At 72.2% G+C, this 13,144-nt stretch carries 10 protein-coding genes; 3 read left to right on the plus strand and 7 right to left on the minus strand.

Features of this window, described 5'->3' with window-relative positions:
- Positions 1-34 precede the first annotated feature (34 nt).
- Positions 35-1,081, plus strand: coding sequence for an acyl-CoA desaturase (locus ABZT12_RS34520; protein ID WP_356392194.1), 1,047 nt, complete (start codon positions 35-37; stop codon positions 1,079-1,081).
- Positions 1,082-1,169: 88 nt separating this feature from the next.
- Here ABZT12_RS34520 and ABZT12_RS34525 read toward each other — a convergent pair whose 3' ends face one another.
- The 6 genes from ABZT12_RS34525 to ABZT12_RS34550 all read right to left on the minus strand — a co-directional run bounded on the left by ABZT12_RS34525 (position 1,170) and on the right by ABZT12_RS34550 (position 7,405).
- Entirely contained in the window at positions 1,170-1,919 is a 750-nt protein-coding gene (locus ABZT12_RS34525) for an alpha/beta fold hydrolase (RefSeq protein ID WP_356392197.1), read from the minus strand.
- On the minus strand, positions 1,916-3,304 hold the full coding sequence (locus ABZT12_RS34530) for a methylaspartate mutase (RefSeq protein ID WP_356392200.1): 1,389 nt from the start codon (positions 3,302-3,304) through the stop codon (positions 1,916-1,918). Before ABZT12_RS34530 ends, ABZT12_RS34525 begins: the two co-directional genes overlap by 4 nt.
- Positions 3,301-3,807, minus strand: coding sequence for a cobalamin B12-binding domain-containing protein (locus ABZT12_RS34535; protein WP_356392203.1), 507 nt, complete (start codon positions 3,805-3,807; stop codon positions 3,301-3,303). The genes ABZT12_RS34530 and ABZT12_RS34535 overlap by 4 nt, the downstream gene beginning before the upstream one ends.
- Positions 3,804-5,051, minus strand: coding sequence for a type III PLP-dependent enzyme (locus tag ABZT12_RS34540; RefSeq protein ID WP_356392206.1), 1,248 nt, complete (start codon positions 5,049-5,051; stop codon positions 3,804-3,806). The genes ABZT12_RS34535 and ABZT12_RS34540 overlap by 4 nt, the downstream gene beginning before the upstream one ends.
- On the minus strand, positions 5,051-6,529 hold the full coding sequence (locus tag ABZT12_RS34545) for an AMP-binding protein (protein WP_356392209.1): 1,479 nt from the start codon (positions 6,527-6,529) through the stop codon (positions 5,051-5,053). The genes ABZT12_RS34540 and ABZT12_RS34545 overlap by 1 nt, the downstream gene beginning before the upstream one ends.
- 237 nt (positions 6,530-6,766) lie before the next feature.
- On the minus strand, positions 6,767-7,405 hold the full coding sequence (locus ABZT12_RS34550; protein WP_356392211.1) for a TetR/AcrR family transcriptional regulator: 639 nt from the start codon (positions 7,403-7,405) through the stop codon (positions 6,767-6,769).
- A gap of 105 nt (positions 7,406-7,510) precedes the next feature.
- On the opposite strand from ABZT12_RS34550, the gene ABZT12_RS34555 reads away from it, so the two are divergent.
- Entirely contained in the window at positions 7,511-8,458 is a 948-nt protein-coding gene (locus tag ABZT12_RS34555) for an ACP S-malonyltransferase (protein ID WP_356392214.1), read from the plus strand.
- Between the two features lie 56 nt (positions 8,459-8,514).
- Positions 8,515-10,050, plus strand: a complete 1,536-nt coding sequence (locus tag ABZT12_RS34560; protein ID WP_356392217.1) for an amino acid adenylation domain-containing protein — start codon at positions 8,515-8,517, stop codon at positions 10,048-10,050.
- Between the two features lie 198 nt (positions 10,051-10,248).
- Here the strand turns inward: ABZT12_RS34560 and ABZT12_RS34565 are convergent.
- Positions 10,249-13,144: type I polyketide synthase (locus ABZT12_RS34565; RefSeq protein WP_356392220.1), on the minus strand; the 2,896-nt coding region annotated here is incomplete at its 5' end.

Genomic DNA, 13,144 nt, shown 5'->3' on the forward strand with positions numbered 1-13,144 from the left:
ATGCTCCACAAAATCCGCCCACATACTGGCTCGTGTGGCGAATCCAACCGTGCTCACGACGCAATTACCCCCCACCACGGCAGAATCCAGAAGTGATTTCTCCCGGCTGGCGCGCAGAATTGCCGACGCGGGACTGCTGGAGCGGCGTCCGCTCTACTACGGCCTGCGGCTGGCAGCGGTGGCCCTCGCACTGGCCGCGGGCTGCGCGGCGTTCACCGTCCTGGGCGACAGCTGGTGGCAGCTGGCCGTCGCGGCCGGCCTGGCGGTGGTCTTCGGCCAACTCGGCCTGGCCGCCCACGACCTGGCCCACCGGCAGGTCTTCAGCGGCCGCCGGGCCGCCGCCGTCGGCGGCCTGATCACGGCCAACGCCCTGCTGGGCATGAGTTACGGCTGGTGGATGACGAAGCACACCCGTCATCACGCCAACCCCAACCACGAGGACAAGGACCCCGACGTCTCCCCGGCCCTGCTGGTGTGGTCCCACCGCCAGGCGCGCCGGGCGCGCGGGCTGCCGGCGTTCATCGGCCGTTATCAGGCCGCTCTGTTCTTCCCGCTGCTCACCCTTGAGGGATTCAATCTCAGCGTCAACAGTTTCCTCGCCCTGCGCAGTCCCGCGATGAAACGCCCCCTCCTCGAAGGAAGCCTGCTGGCAGCTCATTTCACCGTCTATTTCGGCGCGGTGTTCACGCTGCTGCCGCCCGGGAAAGCGGTCGCTTTCATCGCCGTGCACCAGGGCCTGTTCGGCGTGTATCTCGGCTCGGTGTTCGCCCCCAACCACAAGGGCATGCTGATGATCACCGAGGAGGAGCGGCTGGACTTCCTGCGCCGCCAGGTCCTCACCTCCCGCAACGTGCGCGGCGGCCCGGCGGTCGACCTCCTCATGGGCGGCCTCAACTACCAGATCGAACACCACCTCTTCCCCAGCATGCCCACCCCCGCGCTGCGCCGCGCCCAGCGCATCACCGAGCAGTACTGCGCCGAACTGGGCATCCCCTACCACCAGACCGGCCTCATCGCCTCCTACCGCGAGGCCCTGCGCCACCTGCGCAGCGCGGGACAGCCCCTGCGCGCCGCCCGCTGAACAGCCCCGAGCGGGGCCGGACATGACAGACCCAGGCCGCCTCCCGGGACGGAGGCGGCCTGGGTCGTCGGCCCTCGCGCGGCCCTTCTCAGCGCAGGTGGGCGGCGAGGGCCTGGATCACCTGCGGGGCCTGGGAGTTGAGGTAGAAATGGCCGCCGGGGAAGACCCGCACCTCGAAGGCGCCCGAGGTGTGCTCGCCCCAGGCGTCCGCCTCGGCGAGGGTGACCTGGGGATCGTCGTCGCCGGTGAGGGCGAACAGCGGGCACGACAGCGGCGGCCCGGGCGTGTAGCGGTAGGTCTCCGCCGCCCGGTAGTCGGCACGGATCGAAGGCAGGATCATCCGCAGGATCTCCGGGTCGCCCAGCACCTGGGTGTCGGTGCCGCTGAGCCGGGAGATGTCCTCGATCAGCGCGTCGTCGTCCAGCAGGTGCACCCGCTCGTCACGCACCGTCGACGGCGCGCGCCGGCCCGAGGCGAACAGCCCGTGCAGCACCGTCCCCCGCGCCTGAAGACGGCGCGCCACCTCGAAGGCGAGGGAGGCGCCCATGCTGTGCCCGAAAAACGTCACCGGCCGGTCGAGCCAGCCCTCCAGCTCCGTCACGACCGCGTCGGCCAGCGCGCCGATGCTGTCCAGGCACGGCTCGTGCCGGCGGTCCTGCCGGCCGGGATACTGCACCGCCAGCACATCCGCCCCCGGCGACAGCGCCCGCGCGACGGGAAAGTAGAACGACGCCGAACCGCCCGCGTGCGGGAAGCACACCAGCCGGTGCGCCGCCTGCGGGGCGGGATGGAAACGCCGTATCCACGCCCCGGTCTGCGTCGTGGTGTGCGTGCTCACGTCAGGCTCCTCTTCACGGTACGACGGTCACGGTCCCTCGGGGATGCCGGCACCGGCCGCCTGCCTCCCGGCCCGCTCCCCGCATCCAGGGCCTGCTCGTCGTAGGAGCGGCGGATGTGGAAGAGGTCGGCCAGCAGTTCGGCGGAGCCGATGCGTTTGCGCGGCCCCGGCTCGGCGACCCCGCGCAGCGGCAGCCGGCCGAGGTCGGCCCAGTGCAGCCGGCCGTCGGGGCCGATGTAACTGCGGGCCCGGCCCGCGTTGTCGGGGTGCACGCAGTACGGCACGTCCAGCCAGCCGCGCCGGAACGCCGCCAGCAGCGCCCGCCCGATGTCGTCGTCCAGCCCCAGCACCGCGTCCACCAGCGCCCGCGCCTCCGCATACGTCGGCGAGTCCGCCTCCCCGCCCGCCCCCGCCGACGGCGGCCGGGTGGCGCGGGCGACGGCGTCGGCGTACTCCAGCGCCAGCACGTTCTCGGCGATGGTGGGGATACGCCGCGACTCCGCGACCGTCTTCACGATCAGCCGGTGCGCGCCGGTGGAGACGGCCAGCTCGGCCGCCCGCCCCAGCAACTGGTGCGCCCCCCGGTAGGTCTCGGGATAGACACCCATGTACGCGTAGATGACGACGTGCCAGTTGTCGGTGGGCAGCAGCTCCGCGCAGAGCCGGCGCAGCGCACCGACCGCCTCCCGGTCCTGGCCCATGTCGGTCTGCTGGGCATAGCTCAGCGACAGCGAGGTGATGCCGTGCTGGGCGAAGAACATCGCCTCCAGGAAACTGATCGCCACCAGCTGGCTCGGCGGGCACAGCTGCCCCATCATGCAGCCGCCGAACGTCTCCAGATGCGGCTCGATACCCACGTCCCGAAGGCGCGTGTACAGCTCGCAGCAGGCCTCCCAGTTCTTGATGCCGTCCGCCAGCGGGGTACGCCCGTAGGGCAGGCAGTAGGAGACCGGGCCGCCCTCGGTGGCGTTCAGGTTCAGCCGCAGCAGCGCCCAGAAGATGTCGATGGGGGTCGCCGACCCGTGGCGCACCTGCACGGGGAAGGCCGCGTCGCGGACCCCGGCCAGCACCCCCTCGGTGGTCGCGGGGGGATGGTTGACGACCGGGTAGCCGTTGAGGCTGATCCCCTGGCGCAGCGCCTCCTCGACCGCGTCGAGCTCCCCGACCCGGGTGTAGCTGTCCAGCGTCAGGGTGCCCACCGTGACGGCGTCGGCGCCCTTCGCGGCGATCAGCCCCTCCCGCATCAGCGCCGGGTCGCCGAAACCCATCCGGGGCTGGACGACCAGCCGGCCCCCCTCGCCCGCGGCACGCACGAACGCCCCGAAGTCCACCGGCTGCTGACGGGCCGCCCTGGCGGCCCTGCCCCGCAGCGGCAGCCCGCTCACCGCGCCACCTGGCCGGCCTCGTCGAGCCGGCGGCCCGCGGCGGGCAGCGCGGCCAGGAAACCGCGGAAGGCACCCACCGGATCCTGCCCGTCCTCGAAGACGGCGTCGAAACCGGCCGCGGTCAGCTCCGCCGCCCGCACCGCGCCCTCGGCGTTGTCGGTGCCCAGCTTGCCGCCGATCACCACCGGGGTGGCGGCCGAGGGACCGGACGCCCGCAGCCGCCCGATCACCCGCAGCCCGTCCTGGTAGCCGTGCCCGTTGACACTGCTGATGACCACCATGTCCGGCTCCAGCGCCTGGCACTCGGCCACCAGCACGTCATCGGGCACACACGGGCCGAGGTTGACGACCGTGTACCCGCACTCCTCGATCAGCAGCTGCAGGAAGACCAGGTTCCAGGTGTGGGAGTCGGAGGCCAGCGAGGTCACGATCACCGTGCCCCGCGAGGACCGCGCCGCCACCGCGCCGCCCGGCCCCCGCCGGGGCAGAGTGTCCCCGCTCATCGGCGCTCACCCGCGGTGGGAGTGCGCACATGCTCGATCCGGGTGACCGAGACGACCTCGGCGCCGTCGACGGCGACCTCCACCGGCGCCGGCCGGCCCAGGAACATCAGCAGGCTCGAAGTCGGCCCGTAGGCACCGGTGTTGGGCACCGACAGCAGATCACCCGGCTGGAGCCCGGCCGGCAGCTCGATCTGCCGGCCCAGCACGTCGCCCGGTGTGCACAGCGGCCCCACCAGACTCGCCTTCTCCGTGCCGGCGTCCGCCTCGACATGCACACTCACCGGCAGCAGCCGCCCCAGCCCCGACATCCCGCCGAAGGTGTTGATGCCCGCGTCGGCGATCACGAACTTCTTGCCCCGGCTGACCTTCACATTGGCCACCCGGGTCACCAGCGTGCCGCTGTCACCGGCCAGATACCGCCCCGACTCCACCGCCAGCCGCGGACTGCCCGCACGCCAGCCGGGGAAGTGCACGTCCAGGGACGCCTCCAGCTCCCCGCGCAGCTTGGGATAGGCGGCCCGCCCGCCCTGCTGCGCGTAGGGCACCGAGAACCCGCCGCCGATGTCCACCACCTTCAGCGCGATCCCCAGATCGTCCTGGATCGCCGCGGCCACCGAGATCGTGTGCGTCAGCTCCTCGATCAGCGCCGCCTCGTCACGGGCGTTGGACTGCGAGAACAGATGCAGCCCCACCACCCGCGTGCCCGGCACCGACGTCAGCTCCTGCGCGCAGCCGGCGACCGTCTCACTGTCGATACCGAACTGGGTGGGCGCCCCCGTCATCCGGATACTCGTCGTCGCACTGGCGGTGGCACTGTTGATCCGCAACAGGCAGTCCACCACCGTACGGTAGGCGAGCGCCGCCTCACCGATGTGCCGCAGATCGCTCAGCGACTCCGCGGAGAACGTACGCACCCCCCGCCCCACCGCCTCCACCAGCTCCTCCGGCGTCTTGCCCGGACCGGTGTACAGGATGTCGGAGCCGGGATACCCCGCCTCCAGCGCCGCCGCCAGCTCCCCCGTGGAGCTGATCTCCGCCTTGCAGGCCGGGCCCTGCCCCGAACGCAGCGCCCGCACCAGATCGACATGCGGGTTGGCCTTGAAGGCGTAGAACACCTCAAAACCCTCCGGCAGCCACCGGAACAGATCGTCCCGGGCCGCACGCACCCGCTCCAGGTCGTACACGTACAACGGGGTACCGAACCGGCGTGCCAGCTCGGTGGGGTCGGTCGACCGATCACTCATCATGCGCTCCCGTCGAGCATCAGGGCGAGCTCCCGGCGCGCGTTCTTGCCGTGCTGGGTGAGCGGGAAATCGCTCAGGACCCGGCAGATCGCCGGCACCTTGGCGGGCTCCAGCCGCCGGGTGAGCTCCTTGAGGACGGTGCGCGGCGAAAGATCGCTCTCCACGAACAGCGCCAGGTCATGACGCTCACTCGGAGGCAGCGCGGCCGCCGCCCGCACGCCCGGGATGTCCATGGCGGCGCCCTCGATCTCCAGGGTGCTCATCCGGAAGCCCTTACGTTTGAACATGTCATCGCGGCGCCCCTCGAAATACAGGTAGCCCTCCGCGTCCACACTGCCGTAGTCACCGGTGTGCAGCCGCGGACGCCCGCTCACCGGATCGGGCCTGAACGCCTTCGCCGTCAGCTCCGGACTGCGCCAGTAACCGGGCATCACATGCGGGCCCTCGGCGACGATCTCACCGACCTCACCCACCGGCACCTCACGGCCCTCACCGTCCAGGATCAGCACCCGGGTCCCCGGCAGCGGCAGCCCCACCGCACCGGGCCGCTCACCGTCCTCCAGCGGCGGCATCACCGTGATCCGCTTCGCCTCCGTCTGCCCGTACTGGCGCACCACCCGCACCCCGGGAAAATGCTCCCGCAGCGCGTCGATCGTCGCCTGCGGCAGCGCCGCCCCGGTATTGGTGAACAACCGCACCGGCGCCTGCGCCACCCCCTCCCGGGCCGCCAACGTCACGATCATCGACGCCAGCGACGGCACCAACGGCACCACCGTCGCCCCCGTCTCCCGCATCCGCTTCAACAGCAGCAGATCCGAGTCACGGTCGGCCAGCACGATCTCGCACCGCGCGACACACGTCATCAACACCTTGTACAGGCCGTAGTCCCACGACATCGGGAAGCGGCAGAACACCACATCCTCCGCGCGGTAACCCAGCACCCGCGTCAGCGCCCGCGAGGCGAACACCACCTGCGCGTGCGGGCAGATGACCGCCTTCGGCGCGGCCGTGGAACCGGAGGTGTAGATCAAGGTGGCCACATCGCACGGCTCCACCCCCGCATCCTCCGCCACCGCGCCACGCGCCCGCAGCTCCTCCACCTCCGGCCACAGCTCGGCCAGCAGCCGCACCGGACCCGCGATCTCGGCCAGCTGCGGACCGCTCGCCGCGTCGCCCACGACCAGCGCCGGAGTGGCGTTGTCGAAGACCTGACGCAGATGGAACGACTTCATCGCCGGGTTGAGCGGCACGAACACCGCCCCGCACCGCGACGCCCCGTAGAACATCGCGGCCAGCTCCCGGCCGGTGGGCAGCTGCAACAGCACCCGGTCCCCGCGCCGCACCCCCCGCTCCCGCAGCCAGACCGCGAACGCGGCCCCGTACTCGGCCAGTTCACGGTAGCTCCAGCGGCCGGCCGCATCGCGGACCGCCGGAGCGTCGGGGGTCTTCGCGACGGCGTCGTCGAGAAGCGCGTGCACGAGTTCACCGCGACCGCCGAACGTGCCGGCGGCCTCCGGCGTGGAATCCGCTTCGGATTCTTCCAGTTCTTCCAGTGACGAATACGAGTGGCTGACCAACGTCGCACCCCGCTTTGAGTTGTGGCTTGGGTTCGCCGAAATGCGCTGAGGGAGAACCTCGTTGGCCACGGTATGGGCGGTGATGCGCCGGTCAAACCCCTAACTCCCCCTATCCGCAAGGGGTTTCGAAGACCCGCACTACAGGCCCGGAACCGGCCTCGCACCCTTCTGGAGCCCGGCTGGAACCGGACTGGTGGCCGCCGCCACCGCCCGCAGTGCCAGCGACAGCTCCGCACCCCCCGGCGCGTTCTCCGGATCAATCAGCCATTGCGCCATCAACCCCGTGAGCAGGGCATGCGAGAGAGAACCCACCGCCCGCACCGTATAGGCGTCCTTTTCCTGCCCCGAATCCTCACCCAGATGCGCCAGCAGGGTTTCCCCCAAGCCCATCCACGCCTCCTCCAGGGCTTTCGCGAACGCGATCCGCACCTCCGGCGTGTGCTCCATCCGCGTCACCGCCTCGAAGTTCACCGCCCACAGCCGGCGGTGCTCCGCGAACAGGTCGATCACCTTCGTCCAGAACGCCTCCAGCCGCTCGTGCGGCGCCGCATCCCGGTCCGGACCCGCCGCCAGCGCCTTCTCCAACGCCTCCCCCCACTCGGCGTTGGCCTGCAGCAGCGCCTCGTTCAGCAACGCCTCCTTCGAACCGTAGTGATAGCCGATCGAGGCCAGGTTCGTACCGGAGGCGGCGACGATGTCACGAGCCGTGGTGCGCGCGTAACCCTTGTCGATCAGGCACTGCTTGGCGCCTTCGAGCAGAGCTTCGCGATGTCCCATATCCCCTATTCAAGCGACGCACTCCCGCAGTTCTCCACCACACGGACCCCCTAACGCCCAGTTAGGGGTTATTGGCCCGGCACACCACCCACCAGAATTGACCCCATGGAGACTGAGCACCGGACGAAAAGCGCCCTGGTATTCCCAGGAATGGGCCCCGCCCCGTTCGCCGAGGTCGGCAAGTTCATGCTTGTCAACCCCTTCGCCCGGCAGCTCCTCGCGGAAGCCGACGACACCCTCGGCTATTCCCTCTTCGACCGCTTCCGGGAAGCCGAGGGCGACTACTCCGCCCCCGCCCAGGTCGCCTTCTTCGTCAACTGCCTCGCCCTCGCCCGCTGGGCCGAGACCGAATTCGGCCTCCACCCCGGCTATGTCACCGGCCCCAGTTTCGGCGGCAAGGCCACCGCCGTGCACAGCGGCGCCCTCTCCTTCGCCGACGGCGTCCGCCTCACCGAACGCTTCGCCCACTGCCTGGACGCCTTCTTCGCCGACGACTACCCCCACCAGGTCGCCACCCAGTCCTTCGCCCGCACCCCGCCCGCCCGGCTCCAGGAGATCCTCGCCGAACTCACCGCCCAGGACGCCTGGTACGACATCACCTGCGTCGTCGACGACGACTTCCGCATGCTGACCCTGCACGCCGACCGCCTCGACTGGCTCCAGGACCGCCTGCGCGCCGCCGGCGGCATGCCCCTCTACGTCATGAAACCCCCCATGCACTCCGCCGCCTTCGCCGCCCTGCGCGCGCGGGCCGCCACCGAGGTCATGGCCGGCCTCACCTTCCACGACCCCGCCCTGGCCGTCGTCTCCGACCAGGACGGCACCCTGCTCACCACCGGCGAGGAGATCGAGAACCTCCTCCTGGACTGCTGCGTCCGCGCCGTCCAGTGGCCCACCGCCCTGGACTCCCTGCGCACCCGCGGCGTGGGCACCCTCCTCGTCGCCGGCCAGGACGCCCTCTTCGGCCGCGTCTCCGCCGCCACCAGGAACTTCAAGGTCGTCCCCGCCAACCCCCGCCTCGCGCTGCGGCCCCGCCGCCGCACGGCCGCCTGACCACACCGCCGCCCGGGCCCCACGGCCCCGGCGGCGCGCCCCTTTTCGGAGGAAGAATGTCCCAGCACGAATCCCGCGCCCTGCACGAGCGCTTCCTGCGGGGACTGGCCCTCTCCGCCGGCCGCCCGGCCCTGCGCATCGGCGACACCACCCTCACCTACCAGGAACTGCACACCCAGGCCCTGGCCTGGGCCGGCGCCGCAGCCGGCGCCACCACCGTCGCCGTCCTGGCCGGCAAGACCCCCACCGCCTACGCCGGCATCCTCGGCGCCCTCTACGCCGGCGCCACCGTCGTCCCCCTGCACCCCGACTTCCCGCCCCCGCGCACCCGGCACATGCTCCAGCTCTCCGGCGCCACCGCCGTGATCGCCGACGAACGCGGCCGCGCCGTACTGGCCGCCCTCGGCGAGGACACCCCCGCCCTCGACCTCCTCACCCCCGACCCCGCCCACGCCCCCGCCACGCCGCCCGCCACCGGCCGCACCGCCCCCACCGACACCGCCTACATGCTGTTCACCTCCGGCTCCACCGGCCGCCCCAAAGGCGTGCCCATCAGCCACGGCAGCACCCACCACTACTTCCAACTCCTCGACACCCGCTACGACTTCACCCCCGACGACGTCTTCTCCCAGACCTTCGACCTCAACTTCGACTGCGCCCTGTTCGACCTGTTCTGCGCCTGGGGCGCCGGCGCCACCGTCGACGTCACCCCCCAGACCGCCTACCTCGACCTGCCCGCCCACCTCACCGCCCACGGCGTCACCGTCTGGTTCGCCACCCCCAGCGCCATCTCCCTGGTCCGCCGCATGGGCGGCCTGGCCCCCGGCGCCCTGCCCGGCCTGCGCTGGAGCTTCTTCGCCGGCGAGGCCCTGCACGCCCACGACGCCGCCGACTGGCAGCGCGCCGCACCCGCCGCCACGCTGGAGAACATCTACGGCCCGACCGAACTGACGGTCACCATCACCGGCCACCGCTGGCACCCCGCCACCTCACCGGCCCGCTGCGTCAACGGCCTGGTCCCCATCGGCCACGTCCACGACGGCCACGACCACGTCCTCCTCGACACCGAGGACCGCCCCGTCCCCACCGAAGGCGAACTCCTCATCACCGGACCGCAGATGTCGGCCGGCTACCTCGACCCCGCCGACGACGCCGGCCGCTTCGTCACCCGCGAGGGACGCCGCTGGTACCGCACCGGCGACCGCGTCCGCCGCCTGCCCGACGGCGAACTCGTCTACCTCGGCCGCCTCGACTCCCAGGTCCAGGTCCAGGGCTGGCGCGTCGAACTCGCCGAGGTCGAACACGTCCTGCGCTCCGTCGACGGCGTCCAGGACGCCGTCACCGTCGGCGCCGCCACCCCCTCCGGCACCGAACTCATCGTCTACTACACCGGCGAACGCCGCCCCGCCGCCGCCCTCGCCCGCGCCCTGCGCGAACTCCTGCCCAAAGGCATGCTGCCCCGCCACTACGAACACCTCGCCGACTTCCCCCTCAACTCCAACCGCAAGGTCGACCGCAAGACCCTCACCACCCGCGCCGAGGAACTCCTCGCCCGCACCACCGCACGCCGCGGACAGGGCACAGCGGCCTGAACAACCCCGCACGGCGGTCATGGCACCGGACCCGCACCCGGTGCCATGACCGCCATCCGCGTTTCCCGCCCCCGCTGCCCGCCACCCCACATCACGCCACGGCCAGGCACCCCCACCCACGACAACGCCCCCCGCGCCGACCCGGACCGTGAACCCCGGCCCGGCGCACGGAGGGCGCCGCCCCAACCGCCTCTCACCTCAGCTGAACAGACCCTCCCCGTCGAGGATGTCGAACAGCTCCTCCGCGCTCGCCGCACTCAGATCGTCCTCGCCCGCCTCCGCACCGAACAGCAACTCCCGCAGATGCGCGGCGAGTTTGTCGGGCGAGGGATAGTCGAAGATCAGCGTCGGCGTCAGCCGGCACCCGGTCAGCGCCCCGAGCCGGTTGCGCAGCTCCAGCGCGGTGAGCGAGTCGAAGCCCAGATCCAGGAAACCCCGGTCGGGCCGGACCGCGTCCGTGCCGCCGTGCCCCAGCACCGCCGCCGCGTGCGTACGCACCAGCTCCAGCAGCTCCTGCGCCCGCTCCTTGGCGTCCAGCGCCGCCAGCCGCGCCACCAGCGCCGCCGGATCCAAACCCCGCCCGGCCCGCTCCGGCGCCCGCGACACCTGCGGCACCAGCCCCTTCAGCAGCGCCGGCAGCCCCTCCGCCCGCGCCCGCAGCGTCCCCAGATCCACCCGCAACGGCACCGTCGCCGCCCGCCCGGACTCCCGCGCCGCATCGAACAGCGCCAGCGCCTCGGACACCTCCAGCGCCGGCAGCCCCCGCGCCGCCATCAGCCGCATGTCCTCCTCCACCTCCTGCGTCAGCCCCGTCCGCACACCCCACAGCCCGTAGGCGAGTGAAGTGGCGGGCAGGCCTTGGTTGTTGCGGTGGGTGGCGAGGGCGTCGAGGAAGGTGTTGGCGGCGGCGTAGTTGGCCTGTCCGGCGGCGAGGGTGAGGCCGCCGGCGGAGGAGATGAGGGTGAAGAAGGCCAGATTGTCGGTGAGTTGGTGCAGGTGCCAGGCGGCGTCCGCCTTCGGTGCGAGGACGGCGTCGATGCGTTCGGGTGTCATGGTGGCGATGAGGCCGTTGTCTCCGGTGCCCGCCGCGTGGACGATCCCGGTGAGGGGGTGTGCGGCGGGGACGGCGGCCAGGAGGTTCTCAAGGGCCCGGCGGTCGGCCACATCGCAGGCGGCGATGGTGACCTCGGCGCCCAACTCGGTGAGTTCTGCGTCGAGTTCGGTGGCGCCGGGCGCGTCAGGGCCGCGCCGGCTGGTGAGCAGCAGGTGGCGTACGCCGTGTGCGGTGATGAGGTGGCGGGCGAGGTGGGCGCCGATACCGCCCGTACCACCGGTGATCAACACCGTGCCCTCCGGGTCGACCGCGGGCACCTCGGCGGACCGGGCGGTGACCTGGGCCAGGCGCGGGATACGGACACCGCCCGCGCGGACCGCGCTCTCCGGCTCACCCGAGGCGACAACGGCCGCGAAGTCGCCTTCGCCGTCGGTGAGTTGGATACGGCCGGGACTCTCCGCCTGCGCCGCCCGCACCAGCCCCCACACCGGAGCCTGCGCCAAGTCGACGTCCTCGCCCGGCTCCACGGCCACCGCACCCCGGGTCGCCACCAGCAGGGTGGAGTCGGCGAAGCGTTCACCGGCCAGCCACTCCTGCACCACCCCCAACACCTGGTGCGCGGCAGACCGTACGGCCTCCGGGACCGGACCTTGGGCGGCCGGGACACGGTAGAGGACCGCACCCGACACCGCCTCCGTACCCACCCGCACCTCCTCCCACAGGCGGGGGGTGTTCGCAGGTGAGGTGACGGCGCCCGGTGCCGGCTGCCAGCCGATCTCGAAGAGCGACTCCCGTCGTCCGCCCGCCAGTTGCTCGGGGGAGACCGGCCGGAAGGCGAGCGAGCCGACCGTGGCGACCGGGGCGCCGGTGGTGTCGGCGAGGGTGAGGGAGAGGTTGCCGACCTCGTCCTTGACGATGCGCACCCGCAGGGCGGTCGCGCCGACGGCGTGCAGGGTGATGTCGGACCAGGAGAAGGGCAGTTCGGTCTGCTCCTCGCCGGTGACGTGGTCGCCGACGCCGAGCGCGTGCATCGTGGCGTCGAGGAGGGCGGGGTGGACGCCGAAGCCGGCGGCCTCCTCATGCGACTCCTCGGGCAGGGCGACCTCTGCGTAGACGGTGTCGCCCTCACGCCAGGCGGCCTTCAGGCCCTGGAAGACGGGCCCGTAGTCGTAGCCCTGCCGGAAGAGCAGCTCGTAGGCGTCGTCCACGCCGACCTCGGCGGCGCCGGGCGGGGGCCAGGCGGTGAGAGCGGTGGCGGGGGCGGCCGGGCCGCCGCTGAGGAAACCCTCGGCGTGCAGCAGCCACGGCGTGTGCGGGCCCGCCTGCTCCTCGCGGGAGTGGACGCGCAGGCTGCGCCGCCCGGACTCGTCGGGGCCGACGGTGACCCGCAGCGCGACTCCGCCCTGCGCGGGCAGCACCAGCGGGGCCTGGAGGATGAGTTCCTCCAGGGTCGGCGAGCCGGTCTCCCGGCCCGCGTAGAGGGCGAGTTCGACGAATCCGGTGCCCGGCAGCAGCACGGTCCCCAGCACGTCGTGGTCGGCCAGCCACGGGTGGGTGTCCAGGGCGAGGCGGCCGGTGAAGGTGACGCCGTCGCTGTCCGGCGCGGAAACGACCGCGCCGAGCAGCGGATGGTCCGCGGCGCTCAGGCCGAGGGAGGCCGGGTCGCCGCCGCCCTGGCTGTCGATGATCCAGAACCGCTCGCGCTGGAGCGGATACGTCGGCAGCTCCACGCGCCGGGCGCCGGTCCCGGCGTAGACGGCGTCCCAGTCGAGGCGGGCGCCCACGGTGAAGAGGCGGGCCAGCGCGGTCATGAGGCTCGTGGTCTCGGGGCGGTTGCGGCGCAGGGCGGGGACGATGACGGCGTCCGGTGTGTCGAGGGTGGCCTCCGTCAGCGCGGACAGGATCGCGTCGGGGCCGAGTTCGACGAAGCGGGTGATGCCCTTGGCCCGCAGATACGTGACGGTGTCGGCGAAGCGGACCGCCTCGCGCAGGTGCCGGGTCCAGTAGGCGGGGGTGCCCCACTCGTCGGTGATCTCGCCG

Origin of the sequence: Streptomyces sp. NPDC005423 (genome assembly GCF_040606415.1) — a bacterium.
In the GTDB taxonomy this organism is placed as follows: domain Bacteria; phylum Actinomycetota; class Actinomycetes; order Streptomycetales; family Streptomycetaceae; genus Streptomyces.

Excerpts from the sequence above, each read along its gene's own strand:
- ABZT12_RS34550 (WP_356392211.1), bottom strand. The coding sequence starts at position 7,405 with ATGGGACATCGCGAAGCTCTGCTCGAAGGCGCCAAGCAGTGCCTGATC.
- ABZT12_RS34560 (WP_356392217.1), top strand. The coding sequence starts at position 8,515 with ATGTCCCAGCACGAATCCCGCGCCCTGCACGAGCGCTTCCTGCGGGGA.
- ABZT12_RS34555 (WP_356392214.1), top strand. The coding sequence starts at position 7,511 with ATGGAGACTGAGCACCGGACGAAAAGCGCCCTGGTATTCCCAGGAATG.
- ABZT12_RS34540 (WP_356392206.1), bottom strand. The coding sequence starts at position 5,051 with ATGAGTGATCGGTCGACCGACCCCACCGAGCTGGCACGCCGGTTCGGT.
- ABZT12_RS34535 (WP_356392203.1), bottom strand. The coding sequence starts at position 3,807 with ATGAGCGGGGACACTCTGCCCCGGCGGGGGCCGGGCGGCGCGGTGGCG.